23 protein-coding genes are annotated in these 21,787 nt (G+C 49.4%); 2 read left to right on the plus strand and 21 right to left on the minus strand.

Annotation, left to right across the window (positions count from 1 at the left end; translation table 11 throughout):
* Nucleotides 1-100 precede the first annotated feature (100 nt).
* Both NY07_RS17545 and NY07_RS17550 read right to left on the minus strand, forming a co-directional pair.
* Nucleotides 101-1,204, minus strand: a complete 1,104-nt coding sequence (locus NY07_RS17545; RefSeq protein WP_033540664.1) for a response regulator — start codon at nucleotides 1,202-1,204, stop codon at nucleotides 101-103.
* Nucleotides 1,205-1,334: 130 nt separating this feature from the next.
* The gene (locus NY07_RS17550) at nucleotides 1,335-2,066 is read right to left on the minus strand and encodes an MlaA family lipoprotein (protein WP_373681780.1); all 732 of its coding nucleotides are present in this window, start codon (nucleotides 2,064-2,066) and stop codon (nucleotides 1,335-1,337) included.
* A 239-nt stretch (nucleotides 2,067-2,305) separates the two neighbouring features.
* Between NY07_RS17550 and NY07_RS17555 the strand changes: the two genes are divergently transcribed.
* Nucleotides 2,306-4,384 (plus strand): hypothetical protein, encoded by a 2,079-nt coding sequence (locus NY07_RS17555; RefSeq protein ID WP_033540666.1) that lies wholly within the window; start codon nucleotides 2,306-2,308, stop codon nucleotides 4,382-4,384.
* A complete protein-coding gene (locus NY07_RS17560) occupies nucleotides 4,384-4,704 on the plus strand; it encodes an EscU/YscU/HrcU family type III secretion system export apparatus switch protein (protein ID WP_235363966.1) in 321 nt (106 codons plus the stop codon). The genes NY07_RS17555 and NY07_RS17560 overlap by 1 nt, the downstream gene beginning before the upstream one ends.
* Before the next feature lie 17 nt (nucleotides 4,705-4,721).
* Here NY07_RS17560 and NY07_RS17565 read toward each other — a convergent pair whose 3' ends face one another.
* The 19 genes from NY07_RS17565 to fliN all read right to left on the minus strand — a co-directional run bounded on the left by NY07_RS17565 (nucleotide 4,722) and on the right by fliN (nucleotide 21,784).
* Entirely contained in the window at nucleotides 4,722-5,126 is a 405-nt protein-coding gene (locus tag NY07_RS17565) for a DUF2802 domain-containing protein (protein WP_181404219.1), read from the minus strand.
* 121 nt (nucleotides 5,127-5,247) lie between these two features.
* Nucleotides 5,248-5,742 (minus strand): chemotaxis protein CheW, encoded by a 495-nt coding sequence (locus NY07_RS17570; protein WP_011865192.1) that lies wholly within the window; start codon nucleotides 5,740-5,742, stop codon nucleotides 5,248-5,250.
* A gap of 7 nt (nucleotides 5,743-5,749) precedes the next feature.
* Nucleotides 5,750-6,724, minus strand: coding sequence for a chemotaxis protein CheW (locus NY07_RS17575; protein WP_033540669.1), 975 nt, complete (start codon nucleotides 6,722-6,724; stop codon nucleotides 5,750-5,752).
* Entirely contained in the window at nucleotides 6,708-7,499 is a 792-nt protein-coding gene (locus tag NY07_RS17580; RefSeq protein ID WP_033540670.1) for a ParA family protein, read from the minus strand. The genes NY07_RS17575 and NY07_RS17580 overlap by 17 nt, the downstream gene beginning before the upstream one ends.
* Before the next feature lie 46 nt (nucleotides 7,500-7,545).
* Nucleotides 7,546-8,091: a hypothetical protein gene (locus NY07_RS17585; protein ID WP_033540671.1), complete on the minus strand. Its 546-nt coding sequence runs from the start codon at nucleotides 8,089-8,091 to the stop codon at nucleotides 7,546-7,548.
* A complete protein-coding gene (locus NY07_RS17590; protein WP_033540672.1) occupies nucleotides 8,084-9,184 on the minus strand; it encodes a protein-glutamate methylesterase/protein-glutamine glutaminase in 1,101 nt (366 codons plus the stop codon). The genes NY07_RS17585 and NY07_RS17590 overlap by 8 nt, the downstream gene beginning before the upstream one ends.
* Before the next feature lie 93 nt (nucleotides 9,185-9,277).
* The gene (locus tag NY07_RS17595; RefSeq protein WP_033540673.1) at nucleotides 9,278-11,545 is read right to left on the minus strand and encodes a chemotaxis protein CheA; all 2,268 of its coding nucleotides are present in this window, start codon (nucleotides 11,543-11,545) and stop codon (nucleotides 9,278-9,280) included.
* 15 nt (nucleotides 11,546-11,560) lie between these two features.
* Nucleotides 11,561-12,298 carry a protein phosphatase CheZ gene (locus tag NY07_RS17600; RefSeq protein ID WP_033540674.1) on the minus strand — a complete coding sequence of 246 codons (738 nt, stop codon included), beginning with the start codon at nucleotides 12,296-12,298 and terminating at the stop codon, nucleotides 11,561-11,563.
* 13 nt (nucleotides 12,299-12,311) lie between these two features.
* Complete coding sequence (cheY, locus tag NY07_RS17605; RefSeq protein WP_081953870.1) at nucleotides 12,312-12,695, minus strand: chemotaxis response regulator CheY; 384 nt, start codon at nucleotides 12,693-12,695, stop codon at nucleotides 12,312-12,314.
* Nucleotides 12,696-12,737: 42 nt separating this feature from the next.
* Entirely contained in the window at nucleotides 12,738-13,457 is a 720-nt protein-coding gene (locus NY07_RS17610; protein ID WP_033540676.1) for an RNA polymerase sigma factor FliA, read from the minus strand.
* Entirely contained in the window at nucleotides 13,450-14,331 is an 882-nt protein-coding gene (locus tag NY07_RS17615; RefSeq protein WP_033540677.1) for a MinD/ParA family protein, read from the minus strand. The genes NY07_RS17610 and NY07_RS17615 overlap by 8 nt, the downstream gene beginning before the upstream one ends.
* 4 nt (nucleotides 14,332-14,335) lie before the next feature.
* On the minus strand, nucleotides 14,336-15,742 hold the full coding sequence (gene flhF / locus NY07_RS17620; protein ID WP_033540678.1) for a flagellar biosynthesis protein FlhF: 1,407 nt from the start codon (nucleotides 15,740-15,742) through the stop codon (nucleotides 14,336-14,338).
* An 11-nt stretch (nucleotides 15,743-15,753) separates the two neighbouring features.
* Nucleotides 15,754-17,853 carry a flagellar biosynthesis protein FlhA gene (gene flhA / locus NY07_RS17625; RefSeq protein ID WP_033540679.1) on the minus strand — a complete coding sequence of 700 codons (2,100 nt, stop codon included), beginning with the start codon at nucleotides 17,851-17,853 and terminating at the stop codon, nucleotides 15,754-15,756.
* Nucleotides 17,854-17,998: 145 nt separating this feature from the next.
* Nucleotides 17,999-19,132, minus strand: a complete 1,134-nt coding sequence (gene flhB, locus NY07_RS17630) for a flagellar biosynthesis protein FlhB (RefSeq protein ID WP_033540680.1) — start codon at nucleotides 19,130-19,132, stop codon at nucleotides 17,999-18,001.
* Complete coding sequence (gene fliR, locus NY07_RS17635) at nucleotides 19,132-19,929, minus strand: flagellar biosynthetic protein FliR (protein WP_033540681.1); 798 nt, start codon at nucleotides 19,927-19,929, stop codon at nucleotides 19,132-19,134. The genes flhB and fliR overlap by 1 nt, the downstream gene beginning before the upstream one ends.
* A gap of 42 nt (nucleotides 19,930-19,971) precedes the next feature.
* Entirely contained in the window at nucleotides 19,972-20,241 is a 270-nt protein-coding gene (gene fliQ / locus NY07_RS17640) for a flagellar biosynthesis protein FliQ (RefSeq protein WP_033540682.1), read from the minus strand.
* Between the two features lie 8 nt (nucleotides 20,242-20,249).
* Nucleotides 20,250-20,957, minus strand: a complete 708-nt coding sequence (gene fliP / locus NY07_RS17645) for a flagellar type III secretion system pore protein FliP (RefSeq protein ID WP_235363968.1) — start codon at nucleotides 20,955-20,957, stop codon at nucleotides 20,250-20,252.
* A gap of 56 nt (nucleotides 20,958-21,013) precedes the next feature.
* Nucleotides 21,014-21,391 (minus strand): flagellar biosynthetic protein FliO, encoded by a 378-nt coding sequence (gene fliO, locus NY07_RS17650; protein ID WP_033540683.1) that lies wholly within the window; start codon nucleotides 21,389-21,391, stop codon nucleotides 21,014-21,016.
* 9 nt (nucleotides 21,392-21,400) lie between these two features.
* Nucleotides 21,401-21,784, minus strand: coding sequence for a flagellar motor switch protein FliN (fliN, locus tag NY07_RS17655; protein ID WP_033540684.1), 384 nt, complete (start codon nucleotides 21,782-21,784; stop codon nucleotides 21,401-21,403).
* Between the last annotated feature and the right edge of the window lie 3 nt (nucleotides 21,785-21,787).

A 21,787-nucleotide genomic window follows, 5' to 3' on the forward strand; every position in this document is an offset into this window, starting at 1 on the left:
AAACTGTCAACGTATTTTAGGACGACACATGAATTTCGAATCACATGCTTGATACTTTCAGCCCATTGCTTAACCGGCTATTCGTGATTAGTGAAGACGACTAAAAGCTCATTTGAATATAACCACCGGCGGCTACCTCAGGACTGTAGCTCAAACCAACAAACTCATTATTCAATAACATGTCTCTATGCTCGGCGATACTGGAAACCACACACAGGCTCTCTCCCGGCATTAAATTACGAAACTGCGTACTGGGTTGGCCCCACTCTAAAATCCCCAGTTGCAGCGCATCAGGCAATGCCAGAGGCATTAAGCCTTCCTCGTTACGGATATAGCACCTCAGCCCCTTACCTGCCTGAGCAATAGATGCTCGATAGTGCGTCAGTTCAACCACGGCGTAGACGATATCGACATAGATATCTAAACCCGACTTACTCATCCGCTCGTTGAGATAACTGAGCATGTTAAAAGGCTCAATGATGGTCTCTGTTTCACCACTGCGAAAACGTTTTAGTTTCTGGTTGACGAAGCTCTTCAGTAGCACGCTGGCAAAGGCGCAGCGGTTGTCCTGAGGATGAAAATGAGCCATATACATGATCAAATACTGTTCGCCTACGTTGACGCTATCAATAAAATAGGCGCTCACTTCATCATGCTTGAACAAGCTGTAATCTATTTTAGCCTTGGGATAATCAATCACCGATGGGGGAAAAAGTTGTTGTTGAACACTCCTGGCAGCCTCGGCATTTTGCTCAAGAAGGCTCAAGTGCTCCTCTAACTCTTGATAGGATAACTCATCGAACTCTTCAAGCTGCACATCTTGTTGACTCGAGCCACCCACACACTGACGGATAGCGTTTTCGATAAGACAAAGATCGTTGACCGGCTTTACCAAATAGTCACTGGCACCGACTCGCAGCGCCTCAACGACATCGGCCATCACCTGGTTGCCTGAAATCACAATAGAAAGGGTATCTGGTTTACGCTTGATCATCTGTTTGAGCATATCTAAACCACCCAGAATAGGCATACTCAAATCGGCGAGGACAATGTCGAAATCCTGCTGGCTAAACTTTTCTAATCCCTGCTGACCGTCATCGGCCTCCACCACGGTTGCGCCGCGATTGACCAGAAAGGCAGCCACAATGCTCCGAAATACCGGATCGTCTTCCACCAACAAAATCACTAGATCTTCTAACGCCATTAAGCTTCCCCGGGCTTGCACTCTGGCTAAGCCGAAAAATCTAGTACATCCCTATACGCCTAGATAAGCAACATCTTATCACTTATTTACTCGCCTAATATAAAACAATGGGTTATGCGAAACACTGATGTTAATCAAGCTCAGTCATATACTCGTCGAGCAATTCATCGTCATCTGTCGATTCAGGTATATCACCGTCATACACTTTATAGTCAAGATGCTGAAAATACGCTTCCTTAACAAAAGTGTAGGGGTCAAGTGCATTATCGACAAGTCTTTCTTGGTCAATCGCTGAAGCACGATTATGCAGGTTCTTTAACCCCCACTTGGCTAGCGATTGCCACAGGGTTAACTCAGACAAGGGGAAATAGAGACCATCTACCCAATCCGACGCGATCTCTCGGGTAACGTAAGGCCCTAAAAACGGCGCCATAAAATATGGACCATTGGGCACGCCGTAATAACCTAACACCTCGTTAAAAGCATCCTGTTTGCGCGGCAGGCCCATCATGTCGGCGACATCGATCACTCCCAGCAAACCTATGGTGGTGTTAATGGTAAATCGTCCACCGGCATTTGCGGCCCAACCCCACTTGCCTTGTAGGGCGTTATTCACCATTGAGCTAGGCTCTTCGAAGTTGAGCACAAAATTATTAACACCCGTTTTTACCGGCCTAGGTAGAATATCGTTATAACCATGAGCTACCGGGCGGTAAAAGTACCTATCCAGATAGAGATAGTTAAAATCCCACATGGCGCGGTTAAAACCTTCCCAGGGATCTCGCTCGTCATTGTAGATAATCTTCACATCTGCTGTAGTGCCGTCCGTTGCACCCTCGTTGTCTGTCTCTGCCTGGGCCATCGCCAGGGGACCAACCAATAGCAGACTCAACGCAATCCATTTACACTTCATATAAATTAGTTTCCTAATTAGTATTGATCACGGCTAAAGTCCCAACCCTAGGTTGACGATAAAGTATCAATACTAGACTACACAGTTTGGTTTTCCTTTTCAGTTCGCTAAGGATACTCAGCTATAACTGTAGGTCAAATTGAAATTTGTAATAAGACATTCACAGCGCATCAATTTTGAGGTAACGCTTGACTCATAATCGTATCGATTTACCCACAGCCAATGGTCTAACTGCCAAAGCCTCGCCTGTGCCCGCGGCTAAAGTGGAAGCGCAAAAAATTCCCGTTGAAATATTGCCCTCCCCCGCTGGCGATAGACTCAGGCTCAATGGTCGTGAACTGCTCATCACCTATATCGATGCTAAAGACCAACAGCGACTTAGCCAAGATGCCATTCGTCTTACAGTATTGACCCAATTAAGCGCCGCCGCGAATTCAATCAGCCAATTTAGTGGACAAGTCATGGCCTTAGGTGAAGCACAGACCATGACAATCCCCAAGGGATTACTCGCCTACATTCATGGTAATCAAATAAGCCTGGAGCAACTCACCGCATTCGCTTCCCGCCCTCAAGGCTATCCGTTAGGAGAGGTGCGGGTATCGGCAAATAACCTCTATTTTAATGAGTCACAACTCGTCAGGTTAATGGGCGCGCAATTACCCGCAGGCCAGTACATAGCCAAAATAGAGCTGCACCAAGGTCAGTTAGCCCTAACACTTACACCAAAACTTGCTCAGGCTAATCTGCAGCTTTCAGCTACATCGGCTCTCGTGACGAACACTGCCACGGCAACCAGTGCTCAGGCGATTGAATCACTGCTGACCCAAACCCTGGTGAGTAAACCTGAGTTAGCAAGTGCTTACCAGATGCTTAGCCAAAAGTTATCTGGGCAAGCCTTAGGCCGGGAGATGTATCAAGCACTAGCGCGCGAGCTGAGCTCAATCAAAACAACGACCACGCCGCAATCGCCAGCTGTGGAGTCGGTTAAACAAGGTGTGCAGCAGAGTCTCCCCCCACTTGTTGAAAAGGCGCTAATAAACAAACAGCCAGATAGCTCCCTTCAAACCCTTGGGCCTGCTAGCAATCAAGCACCAAGCAAGAGAGATATTTTGGGATTAACCGCGCTAGCCAAAATGCCCATCAACGGCCCTGATAGTGCTTTGCGGTTAAGCGAGACTCGCATTAATACTCTGGCATTAGCAAACGTCAGCGAGATCCGTCAAAGCTTGCTCTTTAAACAGATAGCAAGCATGCAAACCGGTATCAAACTGCAAACCGATTTAACCAGCCAGCAAGGTACTGGCGTGAAAGCAAACTTAGGCCAAAATGCCAATTTGACCTCACTGCAAGCAGTAGGCATAAAAGAGAGCCAAGCGGATATGTCCCTTAACCAACTGAGACCTAATGACATAGGACTTAATGACAAAGGTCTTAATGATAGAGGACTTAATCATAGAGGCCTTAACCTGGCACTCGGGCAGTTAGCCGATAAGGCGCTGGTCGTCCAAAAAGCGATGGGCGGAAAACTTTCCCTGCTCAATTTAATGCAACAAATGCTACCGCTAGCCTTTCCCCGCCCTCTCAGCCAGTTAGCAAGTCCTAGCTTTTTAAAGCAGGAACTCATCGATAGCCTCGCGGGCATCACCAATGGCGCCGCGCCCGTCTCCTCGCTATCCAGTATTAGTAGTCATGCGGGCACCATAGGGGTGCTGTTTCAATTACTCCTGGGCAGACAGGTACAAACAAATACGTCTGCAAAGACGCCAGCAAGTTTACAGGGACTACAGAAGCTTGCCTCGGGTAGCCAACTGCTCGGCATACTGGAAAAGGCCGGGGGCTTTGAGTTAATGGGTAAATTGCTCTCAAACCTCTCTTTATACCAGCAGGCAAGTGGTGATACGCCTCAGTCGACTAACTGGTACTTCACCCTCCCCTACATGATAGAGCACAGGCATGAGGAGCTAGAGGGGCATTTTGAGCAAGAACAGCAAGACAAAGACACTCAAACCCGTTGGCGGCTGCAGCTCAAGTTTAACCTGTCAGACGCTAGTCTGTTGATCAATGCCGAGGTGAAGCTAGGTAGGCTGAATTTAGGGTTTACCTCAGAGAGTCAGACCCTACTTGATAGCATAGGGAAAAGGCTTACCGCCCTGGAACAGAAGATCATCGCTATCGGCTTAACACCTGAACATATCCACACAAAGGCCTCTCAGGTCCCGGCGTCACTGCTCCCAGGCGATCACTATTTGGTTAAAGTAAAGGCTTAATGATGACGATATCAGACAAGGACCATAGACCCACACAGGCTGTCGCCTTACAGTATGACGGTAAAACGGCGCCACAGATCACGGCTAAAGGCGAAGACCTAGTTGCCGAAGAGATCATCGCCATCGCCAAAGAGGCGGGGATCTATATTCATCAGGATGCTAACTTGAGTAACTTTTTACAGAAACTCGAGATTGGCGAAGAGATCCCCAAAGAGTTATATCTGCTCATTGCAGAGCTCATCGCCTTCGTTTATATGCTCGATGGAAAATTCCCCGAGCGGTGGGATAACATGCATAAACGTATCATGCAGGAGGTATAATCAAGCCAAGATAGGCTTTAACGCCCCTTGCCATGCAGTCTGAGCAATAACTCTGCCTCGGCTTTTGGCAGTTCACACTCTTTAACTAACTCATCGATATCGGCACCCAGTTCCACCATCTTCATGGCGCGGGTATAGAGCCTGGCTTGAGGCTCGTCGGCAACCGACTCGTCGATGCGGGCCTCTTGTTTCGTCACCCGCTTCTCAAGCTCAAGCATGCGCCGCCCCACCCCTATGGTGCCTGATCTTAGTTCCTGTAACTCTTGTTTAACAGCCTCGCGCTGGCGATCATTTTCTTTTACCAGCAAGGTTAAGGCGTCAATCTTCGCCCTGAGCTTATTGGTCTGTTTCTGCTGATACAACACCAAACCAAGACAAGCAACCACATACAGTAATGCCGCAATTAAGATCTCATCACCTATCATAGATGCGCTACTCCGATATCCTTTGAGCCAAAGGTCGCTATAAGCAATATTTTACTTTCACCATTAAAAAAGCCATCGAATCCAGCGACGGCTTTTTTACAACTTAACAGTAGATAGTTTAAAGCTGCGCCAGTTCCATCCACTCTTCATCTGAGAGTAACTTATCAAGATCCACCAAAATGAGCAGCTCATTATCACGGTTGCTGACGCCTTGAATAAACTTGGCACTCTCTTCGGTACCCACGTTCGGCGCATTATCAATCTCAGAACCACGCAGATAAACCACCTCAGCCACACTGTCGACCAAGATACCGATCACTTGCTTTTCAGCCTCAATGATCACAATACGGGTAGAGTCATCCACTTCGGCAGAAGGTAGACCAAAGCGTGAACGGGTATCAATCACAGTCACCACATTACCGCGAAGGTTGATGATACCCAATACATAGTGAGGAGCCCCTGGTACAGGCGCTATTTCAGTGTAACGTAACACCTCTTGCACCTGCATGACATTGATGCCATAGGTTTCGTTATCTAAACGAAAAGTGACCCACTGTAACACTTCATCATCTTTACCTGCGGCAACTGCCGCGACGTTTTTTGCATCTGCCATATAAACCTCAGCCAATAGAGTCCTGACTACCTAAACCCAAATTTAACAACTCAATCAATGCCTGCACATGTAATATGCCGCACATCTGTTCTTTTACGACGCCGGCAAGCCAAGGGCGTTTGCCCGCTTTGGTGCGCCAATTTACTTCTGACTTTAAAATTTTTACCGAATTAACCAAGGACTCACAGGCCAGTCCCCAATTGCTGTCCTCTAAGAGTACAATATATTGGTAATCAACAGATTGCGCCAGTTTATCGTCATATTTTTCCGGCATCACCCAGGCGCCGGAATCGACGACATTAAGTTGTGAATCCCTATGGGTCTGCACCCCAAGATACCAAGCAGGTCGCCCCATAATATGGTTGATGCGCTCCACCTTCACTATGCCGCCCAAGCTCACTAAGGGAACCGCCAGAGTCAGTCCGGCTACCTTGAAAAAAAGCACCTGGAACTCATCATCCAGCTGCTCAACCAACTGCTCAGTCACACCGGGCGGTGTCGCCCCAACTTGTGTCTGTGGCGCCTTGGTTAAATCAACTGCTTCGACTGCCTTATCCTTTAGCTTAATATTAGCCGAAGTTTCTAATTTTTCTTCTATTTTTGCCTTAACTTGCGTCGATGTAACTGTGCTAGTTTCGGTTTTAACTTGAGTCGGTTTAGCCGTTGTTGATTTGATATGAGTCGATTTGATATGAGTTACAGCTTTTAGCTGTTCAAGCGCGGCCGTCTCTGTCTTAGCATCGGCCTCGGCAACCGGGGCAAGGAGCTGCTCAAGAGCTCGCTTATTAAACGACGTCGTAGCGGGTAATGCCTGGGTATTGACCGGACGCGCCTCAGCCTGACGAGATTGCGGCTGCAATTTTACTTGTGGCTCACTCTTTGGTTGTTGGACCGATGGCGCCGCTTTTACCTCATCTTCAGGCCCTTCTGACAAAAGAAGCGCAAAATAATCAAAAACCGCCTCATCAGCCGAGTTTGACATGGGCAAACTCCTTACTCAGCAGATGATCGAGTAACCTCTCATAGGCTTTTACACCGCGAGTGTGGCTGGCGTAATGGGAGGCCGGAAGATGCGCCAAGCTGGCATCACGAAACTTAGTATCGACGGGTATGACATCAGGCCAGAGAACGTCACCGTAGTCCTCGCCAAGTTGTTGCAAAGCCGCCGGAGAGGCCTTGGTGCGTCGATCGTACATGGTTGGAATAATGGTGTAGCTGTAAGTGGTATTTTTTGATCTTCCCATCAGGGTCATGGTTTTAACCATGCGATCTAATCCCTTAATCGCCAAAAACTCTGTCTGCACCGGAATAATGATATGCTCGCTGGCTGCCAAAGCATTGACCATTAAGACGCCCAGCACGGGTGGGCAATCGATTAACGCGACATCATATTGGTCGGCAACCAGATTAAGTAGCCGCTTGAGGATCAGCCCCATCCCTTCTTGATGACCTAAAGAACGGTCGAGCGTGGCGAGCGCCATGGTTGCAGGCAACAGATGGATACCTTCAACCTTAGTTGGCACTATATGGTCAAGCACCAGCTCTCGGGTCAGGCTCTTGTGTTTCAAAAAGAGATCATAGAGTGACGCTGGTACCTCTTCAGAATCTATGCCGAGGTAATATCCAAGGGAAGCATGGGGATCTGTGTCTATCATCAAGACACGTTTGCCCCGCTTAGCCAAAGCGCCAGCCAGACTCGCCACTGTGGTCGTCTTACCAACGCCCCCTTTTTGATTTGCAATGGTCCAGATCTTCAAGAAAAACCCCTTAAATCCGCAAGCTTATCGCCATCAGGTTATTGTTTTAGTTATCTTCGCGAGTCGTGACTCGAATGCCGCCATGGGGCAGACTTATTACTTTAACACCATCTTTATTTTCTGACAGCTTAACCGCTTGAGGCGGCGTTTGACTATCCTGATCGCCGTTATTTGCGGCGCTTACCACCTTTTGTGGCGCTTTTATTTCATTGCTCGCTTGCTCAGCATCTCCCATAGGGAGCAGTGGCGACAGATTGGGCTGAACCTCGGTCGCCGTCAGCGCAATCGCTTCTGGCACTTCAGCCTCCTCAGGTCCTATCTGTACCCTCACCTCAGCTCCTGGCTCTGCCTGTTTAAGCAAAGATTGGGTAAACTCAGGGTTAGACTCCATCCAGTCAGCGAGTGCCTGTGCCTGTTCGTCGGGTACCATTAGCAGAACCTGACTCTTTTCCAGCTCGGCTATCTTCTCTTCGAGCAGCGCGTTTTTGTGGCGTAACTCCAGATAAAGCAAGCCAGTAGTAAAACTACAAACCAACAACAAGAAAAACAGCAGCAAGACTATGCTACTGACGCCCTGTCGTTGCTTAGCCACGGCCGCTCTCACGTAAGATAGACTCGGCCATGTCATCAAGCGCGATCGACTGGCTGGCTATCCCTGCGGCCGTCACTGCCTGAGGCATACCATAAACCACGCAGCTGGCTTCATCTTGTGCCCAAATGGTTGCGCCAACATTTTTCAGCATACGCGCCCCTTCACGACCGTCCGCGCCCATACCGGTTAAGACCACGGCAAGCGTCTCGCCACCACTCAATTTAGACGCAGATGCAAAGGTGATATCAACGCAGGGCTTATAATTCATATCGGCACTGCCCGCCACTATCTTAATGCGCCCGTAGGTACCGCCGCGCTCAAGCATCATCTGCATGCCACCCGGAGCCAGATAGGCACAACCTGCCCTGAGTTGGTCGCCATTTTGCGCTTCTTTAACCTCTATGGCACACAAGCCATTTAAACGAGTGGCAAAGGCGGGCGTAAAGGCTGCCGGCATATGTTGAATGAGCAGAATAGGATGAGGGTAATTTGCAGGGAACTTAGTCAATATGCGCTGCAAGGCAACCGGTCCGCCAGTAGAGGTACCAATGACGAGCATTTTATACTTCTTACCGCTGGCTCTGGTTACCGGCGCACTCGAACGCGGTGCTGGCCGCTGGGGCTGAGCCAACTCTCTCGTCGGTGCCGTGGTGGCTTTAGGCTGGGGCGTTCTCGGCAAAATGGGCCTGAACAAACGACGGCGACCCAATGCCTTAATGCGCTGCTGCAGCAGCGATATCGCCTCATCCTTATTAGTGGCAATATCTTCGAAACGCTTAGGGAGGAAATCCAGTGCTCCGGCTTCCAGAGCATCCAGTGTCGCTTGCGCCCCGTCGTGGGTCAGCGATGAAAACATCAAGATGGGAGTTGGACATTTTGCCATGATCTCACGTACGGCGCTGATACCGTCCATCACAGGCATCTCAATGTCCATGGTGATCACTTGTGGTTTTAGTTGCTGCGCCAACTTGACCGCTTCGGCGCCATTAGAGGCTGTACCAATGACTTCAAGATCCGCATCCTTAGTGACTATTTCACTGACTCTGCGACGAAAAAAGCTTGAATCATCGACAACTAATACTTTTATGGCCATTCAAATTCCTATGAAGAGCAGGACCTTTGCCGAAACAAAGCGTGACGCCATATGGCATCACGCTGCTCCTATACGTCACTGTATCACTAACTGTTATTTTTTGTTTTTGGCGTAATGCTTTAATAATCCGGGCACGTCTAAAATCAGTGCAATGCCACCGTCCGAGGTAATGGTGGCGCCCGCCATACCGGGAGTTCCATGTAACAAGGTTCCCAGCGGCTTAATGACCACCTCTTCCTGACCAATCAGAGCATCGACCACGAAACCGATCTGCATGGTACCTAACTGAACAATCACCACGTGACCATGTTGCTTGTCACCATGCTTAAAGGTCACCGCCTTACGGCTTAGCCAATGCTCTAAATAAAAGAGCGGCACAGCCTTATCTCTAACGATCACAGTTAATTGACCATCGACGATATTGGTCTTGGTAAGATCCAGGTGGAAGATTTCGCTAACACTGGATAACGGCAGGGCAAACACTTGCTGCGCCACTTCCACCATCAGGGTCGGCATAATCGCCAACGTGAGCGGCACCTTAATCTCAAGGCAAGTTCCCTTACCTTTCATGGAGTCAATATGCACAGTACCATTTAGCTGGGTAATGCGTGTCTTGACCACATCCATACCTACGCCACGGCCCGAGATATCGGAGATCTCAACCTTAGTGGAAAAGCCTGGCGCGAAGATAAGATTGTAGGCTTCTGCATCAGACATGCGCGCAGCAGCGTCTTCATCTAAAACACCGCGGCTAATGGCGATCTGCTTAAGCTTTTCAGGGTCCATCCCGGCACCATCATCCTCGATCTTAAGCAGGATATGATCGCCTTCCTGACTCGCTGACAGTGTAATGGTACCGGTACGGGATTTACCGTTGGCCTCACGCTCGTCAGGCATCTCGATACCATGATCCACCGAGTTACGCACCAAGTGCACTAACGGGTCGGCAAGCGCTTCGACCAAATTCTTATCCAGATCTGTATCTTCGCCTATCATGCGAAGATCGATCTCTTTATTCAGACTACGGGCTAAATCGCGTACCACTCGAGGGAAGCGGCCAAACACTTTCTTGATTGGCTGCATACGGGTCTTCATCACCGCGCCTTGAAGATCCGCGGTCACCAGATCCAGGTTAGCCAGCGCTTTAGACATATCCTCGTCATCACGAGAGATCCCTAAGCTAAGCAGGCGATTACGCACCAATACCAGCTCACCGACCATATTCATGATCTGATCGAGTCTTGCCGTATCAACACGCACTGTGGTTTCAGCTTGTGGCATGTTGGCAGCAGGGGCTTTAGCAGCCACTTTCTCTTTCACCACAGGTTTAGCTGCTGGCGCCTCGACAGGCTGAGCTTTAGGCACACTTGGAGCAGGAGTACTGGCTTTGGCTGGGGATGCTTGAGGGGCTTTCGCCGCAGGAGCAGTTACCGCTTTACTGTTTTCCTTACCAGGGCCCGCGCCGCTTCCATGTAATTCATCTAACAGTTTTTCAAATTCATCGTCGGTGATCTCATCTGCGTCAACCGGCGGTGCGCTTGGCTCTGGCACCTTGGCAATGGGGGCCGAAGGAGCCTTAAATTTCCCAGACCCATGAAGTTCATCGAGTAGTGATTCAAACTCATCGTCAGTGATGTCATCGCTGTCGCTGGCCGCTGCTGGCACGCTCTCACCATTTGATGCCGTTGACGGCCCCTTACCGCTGCCATGCAGTGCATCTAACAGGGCTTCGAATTCAGATTCGTCAATCTCATCGATATCGCCTTCACCGGCGATGGAAGTCACAGGGGTATCGCTAACTGGCTCGTCAAAGAGTTCGACGCCGTCATCGGCGGGTTGGTCAAACAGTTCAACACCGTCATCGCCAGGCAGGCCAAACAGTTCAATGCCATCCTCAACAGGTGCATCAGCGACAGGAGTACTGTCACTACTGGCCTGCGACGCTGTACCGCCCTGCTCTGAAGGCAATAATTCACCTGAACTTAATAACTTTAAGTTAGCCAACAAGACGTCATCGGCAGGGCTCTGCTCAACACCCGCTTGGGTTTCGGCAAACATTGAGTTGATGGAGTCTACCGCCTGAAGAATGATATCCATCAGCTCGGCAGAAACACTGCGCTTACCGGTGCGCAGCAGATCGAAGGTATTTTCCGCTTCATGGCAGACGTCTACCATGGGCGTCAAACTAAGGAAGCCTGCCCCGCCCTTTACGGTATGGAATCCGCGGAAAATGGCATTGAGTAGTTCGGTATCGTCAGGATTATTTTCTAACGCCACCAACTGTTCAGAGAGAAGCTCAAGAATCTCACCCGCTTCAATCAAAAAGTCCTGCAGTATCTCTTCATCAACATCAAAGGACATTCATATGACTCCTACTTAGAAACCTAGACTCGAAAGCAAGTCATCGACTTCATCTTGCCCTGTCACGACATCATCACGCTGATCAGCGTTCATAATAGGACCTTCTGCTTCGACACACTTCTCTGACGCACGAGGCTTGTCCGTTGCTGGCTGTTCGCCAAACACGGTTAACATAGAGACCAAGTTGCTCTCTACCTCTCGCACCAACTCAATGACCCGACGGATCATCTGTCCGGTCAGATCTTGGAAATCTTGGGCAAGCAGGATGTTATTGAGTAACTCTTTTAACCGATTAGAATCCGATTCGCTTCGCTCGATAAACTGCTGAACATCGTGACAAAGCGCCTTAAATTCATGCAGCTCAATATCACGTCTCATCAAGCGATCCCATGAGGGTTTCACCGACTGAACATTCATGGTGAGGGCATCTGCAAGTGGCAGAGACTCTTCAACGGCGTCCATGGTTTTATTAGCGGCCTGCTCTGTCATATCAATGACATAATTGAGGCGCTCTTTTGCATCGGGGATTTCACTGTTCGCCAGCTCAATGAGACGACCATCCACTTGAAAGTCCACAATGGCACTGTGAAGCTGACGGGTAAGACGACCTACCTCATCAAACAGCTCTTTCTGAATCGGGCTGGCGATATCACGTATGAGTTCGTCGGCCTGCTCTTGTTGACCAGCTTCTAGCAAGTCCACAAGCTCCTTAGCCTGTGCTAGATTGATCAGCCCTGAAGTATCTGCCTGCATAGCCCAACCTTGATTAACCGAGTCGTTCGAAAATTTTGTCTAACTTCTCTTTCAATGTCGCCGCAGTAAAAGGTTTAACTACATAGCCATTCACACCAGCCTGAGCCGCCGCAATGATCTGTTCCCTTTTTGCTTCCGCAGTGACCATTAACACTGGAATGTGTTTCAGGTCGTCATCAGCACGGATAGCCTTTAACAGGTCGATCCCCTGCATACCTGGCATGTTCCAATCGGTTACGACAAAGTCAAAATCACCCTTTTGCAACATAGGCAGGGCTGTCGAACCGTCATCTGCTTCCTGAGTGTTATTAAAACCCAAGTCTCTCAACAAGTTCTTGATGATGCGTCTCATTGTTGAGAAGTCGTCAACAACGAGAATCTTCATATTCTTGTCCAAGGTTTCCTCCGCGGAGCTGTTTTTATATTGCTCATGTAATCGTTATATTTTGGTCCAATGCTTGAGTTTCGCTTTGAGTCTGAGCATCGCCTGGCTATGAATCTGGCTAACTCTGGATTCGCTGACATCAAGTACGGCACCGATCTCTTTTAAATTTAATGCTTCGTCATAATATAACGACAAAACTAATCCATCTCTTTCTGGCAGTAACTTAATCGCCTCCACAAGGGCCTCATGAAACTGTGACTCTGCCAGTGCTTCAAAAGCATCGTCTTGATGATCGTCTTCGTCTCTTACTACATCGACCGATACACCAAGATCTTCAATTCCAACTACTTTCCCGACAGAAACATCATTAAGAATATGATGGTACTCATCGAGCGTCATATCAAGTCGATCTGCAATTTCATTGTCTTTTGCATCTCGCCCAAGCTCTTGTTCTAGCTCATCTATCACCTGGGCAACACGTCTTTGATTACGATGTACTGACCTGGGCACCCAGTCACCACGACGAATCTCATCCAACATGGAGCCACGGATACGAATACCAGCAAAGGTTTCAAACTTGGCGCCCTTGCTGCCGTCGAACTTGGTTGAGGCCTCAAGCAGGCCCATCATACCTGCTTGTATAAGATCATCCAATTGCACCGAAGCGGGCAGACGAGCAAGTAAATGGTGAGCAATCCTTTTAACCAACGGTGCATACTGTTCGACAATAGAAGCTTTGTTATCTAAACAAGTATACGCAGCGGCTTTACTCACTCGTACGATCCTCTTGATATTCTGGGCGTTGAACTAATCTTTCCACAAAGAACTCTAGGTGTCCGCCGGGCTGTTGCGGCACTGGCCAGCTAATAATCTTGTTAGCTAAACCATGGTAAGCAATTGATGCCGGCGACTTAGGAAATGCCTCGACAATCAATTTTTGTTTACGAACTGATTTGCGAAGGTTTTCATCGAAGGGGATTGTCGCAACCAGCTCCAACGCCACGTCGAGAAAACGGTCGGTTACTTTGCTAAGTTTAGCAAATAACTCCATTCCTTCTCGTAAACTTCTGACCATATTGGCCACAATCTTAAATCTGAATACACCATGCTCGCGGCTAAGAATCTTAATTAAAGCATAGGCATCGGTAATTGAGGTAGGCTCATCACACACAACCACCAGGACATCTTGTGAGGCGCGAGAAAAGCTTAGCACCATATCTGAGATCCCGGCAGCCGTATCGACGACAAGAATATCAAACTGAGTTCTCATCTCACTAAAGGCACGAATAAGACCCGCGTGCTGCGCTGGTGTTAATTCGACCATAGCCTGAGTGCCTGAGGTGGCAGGAATAATACCAATTCCCTTAGGACCACGAACGATAATCTCGTCAAGGTCTGCATCGCCCGATAATACGTGGGAGAGATTGCGTTCAGCTCTGAGCCCCAACATGACGTCGACGTTCGCTAAACCTAGGTCAGCATCAAGTACAAGCACGCGCTTGCCCTTCTCAGCCAGGGAGACCGCGGTATTGATCGAAACGCTGGTTTTACCCACGCCACCCTTACCACCGGTTACGGCAATTACTTTTACTTTTTCGTTATATGGTTGATTCATCATACGTAAACCGCTTGCTTGATCCCGACTCATTATATTACTCAAATGCGTAGGCCCGTTCATATGACCTTTCGTTATTCTGTATTGGTTGCACTTTCTTTTCGAGTACCGACAACGCCTTGTTGGCCAGGGCTAAGGTGTCGGCGACTTGCATATCTTCTGGAACTCTTTGTCCATCAGTGACATAACTCAATGGTAACCCACTTTGAATCAAAACACTTAATGCTGGAGCCAAGGCCACTGATTCGTCTAATTTGGTTAAAATCGCGCCGGACAATGGGATCCGGGTAAACTGCGCGACAGCATCTTCAAGCACTCTTCTTTGACTTGTAGATGACAGTACCAGATAACTGCGAATAGGTAATCTGCTATTTGCAGTTAAATTATCAAGTTGTTGGAACAATCTCACATCTCTTTGTCCCATTCCCGCCGTATCTATCAATACTAGCTTGCGATTGCGAAACTGATAAAGAATTTGTTCCAACTCATTGAGATCATGTGCTTGCTTGACCGGGCACCCCATTATTTTGCCATAGGTTGCCAGCTGCTCATAGGCTCCAATGCGATAATGATCCGTTGTTATTAACGCAACTTGATCTGAACCATGATGTGCAGCAAATCGAGCGGCTAATTTTGCAACACTTGTGGTCTTGCCCACACCTGTAGGACCCACAAACGCGACGACGCCTCCCTGACGAACAATGTCATCTCCTTGGTTATCCAGCAGATTAGCCAGACTACGGGGCAGCGCTTTCACCAAATCAGCAGGGGTGTAATGTTCGCTCAAGGCCGATAACTTAGCGGCGACCTCTGGACTAAACTCAGCATCGAGCAGGCGGCTCTCTAACATGGCACCCACAGGGTCCAAACGTCTCTTCTGCTCAGAGAGCAAAGAGGTGACTTGATCGGTTAATAGGTTGCGCAAAGATGCCAGCTCTTCGCGCATAGATTCAATCTCACCACTGGCGACACTATGCTTATCACGCTTAGGTCGGCTTTGGGTTTCAACCTGAGAGGGAGCGGTAGCCTCTGCTTTTGGTGCCTTCAAACCTTGTGCCCATGCAGGCATCTCGAGCTCGTCGCTTGACTGATTCAATTGCTGACTGACGCGATTTTGTTGACGCTCTAATAGAGCCTGCAGCGAATCAGCCACCGGTGCAGGTTGTTTTTTTGACTCCGCCTTAATGGGCTGACGACCAATAGAAACCTTCTCTTCAGCCAGGTCGAGAAAACTGGGGGGAATAGCACTGGCTTCACTTGCCAAGGACACACTAGGCTTAGTCACACTAGCCTTCTTAGGCTCGTCATAATCGACCGCCGCCACAATTTCGATGCCACCAGTGACCTTCTTGTTAGACATGATCACCGCATCTGAGCCTAATGTTTCTTTAACCTGGGCCAATGCAGAGCGCATATCTTTTGCCAAAAAACGTTTAATTTTCACTTAAATACCCTCTACTGGCCGACCGCTGATACGATACGAATTTGTTTCTCATCGGGTACCTCTTGATAAGAGATCACCCTTAAGTTTGGAATCGTATGTTTAACAAAACGCGACAGCGTCGAACGTAACATACCCGAAGTCAGTAAGATGGCTGGCTGACCCACCATCTCCTGACGCTGGGATGCGTCAAGTAACGACTTTTGCATCCTCTCGGCAAGGCTAGGTTCGATATTCGGCCCCTCGCCTCCCGTTGCCTGCATAGACTGATGCAACATCTGTTCCAATTCCGGCGCCAAAGTTATGACGGGGATTTCCGGTTCTAGACCGCTTATTTCTTGTACAATCATGCGTTTAAGCGCGATGCGCACTGCCGCTGTCAACACCTCGGTATCATTGCTCTTAGGCCCATACTCAAGCAAGGTCTGAACTATGGTCTTAAGGTCTCGTATCGACACGCCTTCATTGAGCAGGTTCTGCATTACCTTCACCACAGTGCCCAGCGGCAAGACATCGGGAATAAAGCCACTGACCAGCTTAGGCGAGTGCTTGGCAAGCATATCCATCAACTGTTGTACCTCTTCGTAACCCAGCAGCTTAGAGGCATTATTGGTTAGCAGCTGACTCAGGTGAGTGGCGACTACGGTCGCGGCATCTACCACGGTATAACCTAAGGTTTGAGCATGCTCTCTGAGCTCTGGAGCGATCCACACAGCCTCTAACCCGAAAGCGGGATCTGTTGTCTCTACACCATCGAGCTTGCCGTAGACCTGACCAGGGTTAATCGCCAGTTCGCAATCATGACGGATCTCAGCTTCACCCGAGGCCACTCCCATCAAAGAGATGCGATAGGTGTTTGGCGCCAAATCTAAATTGTCGCGAATATGCACCGCCGGCACCAAAAAGCCCAGTTCTTGTGACAGTTTTTTGCGTACGCCCTTAATACGTCCAAGCAGTTCACCACCCTGACCCTTATCGACCAAGGGGATCAGACGGTAACCCACTTCCAGACCAATGGTATCAACCTGCTGCACATCGTCCCAGCTAAGCTCTTTGGGCTTGGCATCACCCGGCGTGGCTGGTGAGGTCTTGGCAATCTCCAGGGCGCGTTGTCTATCGAGATCTTTTTTACGATGCAGAAAATAGGCGCCTGCCGCAGTGATCAAGCCAAAACTGAGAAAAGCAAAATGGGGCATGCCGGGCACTATACCCATTATCAATAGCACGCCAGAAGCAATGATCAGCGACTTAGGATTATCGAACATCTGGCTCATCACCATCTGTCCCATATCCCCAGATTCATTTTGGCGTGTCACCATGAGGGCCGCCGCGATCGACAGCAAGAGGCCAGGGATCTGCGCCACCAAGCCATCACCTATGGTTAGCAGGGTGTAGATCTCAACTGCCGAGGAGAAATCCAGCCCATGCTGGACCATACCGATAACGAAACCACCTAAGATATTGATCACTAAGATCATGATGCCAGCGATAGCATCGCCTTTCACAAACTTAGAGGCACCATCCATCGCACCATAAAAGTCGGCTTCTTTGGTCACTTCGGCGCGGCGAATACGCGCCTGATCTTGATTAAGCACGCCAGCATTAAGGTCGGCATCGATCGCCATCTGCTTACCCGGCATAGCATCCAAGGTAAAACGAGCGCTCACTTCTGAGATACGTCCGGCGCCCTTAGTGACCACGGCAAAGTTAATGATGATGAGGATCAAGAACACCACCAAACCCACGGCATAGTTACCGCCAATGACCACTGAACCAAAGGCCTCAATCACCTTACCGGCGGCGTCGCCACCATTATGACCTTCGAGCAAAACGATACGGGTCGAGGCAACGTTCAGCGCCAAGCGCAGCAAGGTCGCTACCAAAAGTACGGTCGGGAATGCGGCAAAATCTAATGGACGGTCGGTGTAAATGGCCACCAAGAGCACCACTAAGGCCAAGGCAATATTAAAAGAGAACAGAATATCCAGCAGGAAAGCTGGCATAGGCAAAACAATCATCGCCAATGCAGCCAGCACCAGTATAGGAGTACCTATACCTTTGAAGTTGGCAGGTTTTACCTGTTTAATCTGACCGAGCGTTGCTTTCAAATCCATCAATCTAGCGCCTGAACTTTGACATCTAGTGATGGTTCAGCAAAAAATACGCCAACTTAAGAGGTGAATAAACAACGCAACAACAATCGCTTAAAGATTAAACACAGGTCGCCATAAAATGATGTTCAACCAAGAAAGCCGCCCATTAATACTTGAGGTCGTCTGGGATTGGCTGATTAAGCGGGATAGGCGTCGGGCGTTTGCCGCCCTTTTGTTGGTACTGTCTTAGCTGGAATACATAGGCCAGCACCTGAGCCACGGCGGTAAATAGGCCCTCGGGGATCTCCTGATCTATCTTGGTAGTATGATAGATAGCCCTGGCAAGCGGCGGCGCCGACACAATCGCCACATCATGCTCACGTGCTATCTCTCTGATTCTAAAGGCCACATCATCGACCCCTTTCGCCAGCACATAGGGCGCAGCCGCTTTGGTGACGTCATACTTAACCGCCACCGCATAGTGCTCTGGATTCACGATAATCACATCGGCATTGGGCACATCGGCCATCATGCGACGCTGAGCCATCTCACGCTGCATCTGCCGTACCCGGCCTTTCATCTCGGGCTGCCCCTCGGTATCTTTATATTCATCCTTGATCTCTTGCTTGGTCATTTTCAGCTGCTTGTTGTGATTCCAGATCTGAAACGGCACATCAATAACCACTATGATCACCGTTGAAGAGCAGAGGATAATAAACATCCACACCAACAGATCTAACGCGTTATAGACATTCCCAGGCAGATGCCCTTGGGAGAGCGTAAGAATATCGACAAAATAATAACTCAGCAGCAGATAAGCCATGATGGCGACAACAGAAAACTTGGCGATCCCCTTAGTCAACTCCACTAAGGCCTGCACGCCAAACATCCGCTTAAATCCACTGACAGGGTTCATCTTGCTGCCCTTGGGCATGAAGGCCTTAACCGAGAAGGTGATCCCCCCCAGCACCACATTCCCCAAAAAGGCAACAAAAGCGAGAAACAACACAAAACTGGCCATGGGGATCGCCAGTTCACTGAGCACCATCTGCCAGATGTTTAACATGCTATTGGTGTCGAAGATCTCGCTTCTGTCCATGGTAAACAGGTTACTCATCACAACCATCAGCGACTGACCCAAACTGGGCCCTACGATAGCGAAGCCGACCGCCGCCGACATCAATACGGCAGAGGTGCCTAACTCTTTAGAACGGGCGACCTGACCTTTTTCTCGCGCTTGTTCGCGTCGCCTGGGGGTCGCCTCTTCGGTCTTCTCCTGACTGGTATCATTATCTGCCATCAGAAGCTCCCGTCTGTACTACATTGCAGCTGCACCAGATCGCATAGCAACAACTGAGCCGAACGCCAAACCTCATCGAAATGAGCCATAATAGGCGTGAGCGTTAACCAGAGAATAATCAAGCCACTCACCATGGTCACAGGGAAGCCAATGGCGAAGATGTTTAGCTGGGGCGATGCTCGCGTCATCACACCAAAAGAGAGGTTAATCAATAATAAAGCGACGATGGCGGAGATAGACATAGTCAATGCCGCGCCAAACATATAGGCGCCCCACTCCGCCAAACGGCGATAACTGGCAATGCTGATCCCCTGTTGAGACACTGGAATGGTGTCAAAGCTGGCTACTAGCATCCGGATAAGCACCAGGTGCCCATCGACTGCCAGAAAAATCATGGTGGTCAGCAATAGGAAAAAGTTACCAATCACCGGAGTTTGTTGCCCAGAGCCTGGGTCGACCATGGAAGCGAAACCTAAGCTGGTCTGCATACCTATGATCTGACCGGTCAAGACGAAGGTCTGCATGATAAGTAGAGTGACAAACCCCATGGCGACACCGATCAAGATTTGCTGCGTGGTCACGAAAACTGCGCCCAAGGAAAACAGCTCTATCTCGGTATTAACGGGTAACACTGGTGCTATGGCGAAGGTGATCGCTACAGACAGCAGTAAACGCACTCGGGTCGGTGTGGTATTAGCGCCAAACACCGCCATCACCATTAACATGCTAGACACCCGAAACAAGGGCCACATATAGGCCGACAGCGTCTGCATTATGGTCGACAGCAAAATCTCCATCTCAGTGAGACTCGCCGCTCAGCAACGCCAGGCTATTCATGGCTAGCCTACCACCAGAGGGATCTGGTTGACCATCTCAAGGAAGAACTCCATCATGGTCTGTACTAGCAGGTGGCCTAAGAACATCAGGGCAAAGAGTGTCGTCAGCAGACGCGGCAAGAAGCTCAAGGTCTGCTCGTTGATCGAGGTCGCCGCCTGAAACACTGCCACCACCAGACCGACCACCAGCCCAGGCACAATGATCATCGACACTATGGTCACGATAACCGAGAGTGCTTCACGAAAGATGTCGACGAGGGCTTCGGGTGACATAAGCGCTCCTAAATCCCAAAACTATTGGCTAGGGTGCCCATCACCAGGCTCCAGCCATCCACCAGCACGAATAGCATGATCTTAAATGGCAGTGAAACGATCATTGGCGACAGCATCATCATACCCATGGCCATTAAGATACTGGCCACCACTAAATCCAACACCAAAAAAGGCACAAATAGCATAAAGCCTATCTGAAAGGCGGTCTTAAGCTCGCTAGTGATAAAGGCTGGGATCAACACGCTCATCGGCGCCTCTTCCGGCGACTGAATATTCTGATAGCCAGAGATCTCGACAAAGGTTTCCAGATCGGTCAGCCGCGTCTGCGCCAACATAAAGGCCCGCAGCGGCTCTTTGCCCTTGTCATAGGCCTGCTCTATGGTCATGCCGTCATCGATATAGGGTTTGACCGCCTGATCATAAATTTTGTCAAACACCGGCGCCATGATGAAGAAGGTCATAAACAGACTCATGCCGATCAACACCTGGTTTGACGGTGTCTGCTGCAAACCAATGGCTTGTCGCAAAATCGACAATACCACTATGATGCGGGTAAAAGAGGTCAGCATGATCACCATGGCAGGCAGGAAGCTTAGCGCCGTCATTAGCAGCAATATCTGCATAGTCACAGAATATTGAGTCGAGCCATCGGCGCCTGTAGTTACGGTTACCGCTGGGAGTATCCCCTCCTGCGCCAGCGCCAGTTGCGGCGCCATCACGGCCAGGAGTAGCAAGAATGAGGTCAAGATCCGTTTCATGTTTTTAATTAGGTTCATGACTGTGATGACTTTGCCTGGCGCAGACGGCTGGCAAAGGAGTCCTGTTCTATGGTGATTGGATTATCGAGCTTATCGATAAGTGAGACTTGCTGCGGCGTTACTCCCAACAGATATTGTTGACCGTCGACTTCGACCAACACCATCTTTTCCCTCTGCCCCAAAGGGGTAACGGCCAAGGTTTTCAACACCCCGTGTGAACTAGGAACCAACTTCAAGCGCTTCACCAGATAAGCGAGCAGAAAGATCAAGGCAATGACCAAGATCAATCCACCCAGCATATTGGTCATGGTGGTTAACGCCGGCTCTCGCTCTATGCTCGCCTGAGTAGTCGTCGCGGCGGCCGCAACGACCATCAAGGATGAGATCCCCATAGACCTTCCTTATTTAAGTTTCTTAATCCGCTCAGTTTGGCTGATAACGTCGGTCAGACGGATACCAAACTTATCGTTGACCACGACCACCTCACCGTGGGCGATCAGGGTACCATTGACCATCACATCTAATGGCTCACCGGCAACACGATCCAGCTCCACCACAGAGCCTTGGTTCAGTTGCAGCAGGTTACGGATATTAATAAAACTGCGACCCACTTCCATGGAGATGGTCACAGGAATATCCATGATAGTATCGAGTTTGGCCGCTTCCTCTTCGGTCAGCGGTTTGCCGCTATCGGCCAGCTCATCGAGTTCGACTGCCTGAGCCTCCTCCAGCGCCTGTTCGGCCATGGCTGCGGCCCAATCGTCACCTGTATCTTCTGTGCTCATTGA

The organism is Shewanella sp. ECSMB14101 (genome assembly GCF_000773485.1).
Lineage (GTDB): Bacteria > Pseudomonadota > Gammaproteobacteria > Enterobacterales > Shewanellaceae > Shewanella > Shewanella marisflavi.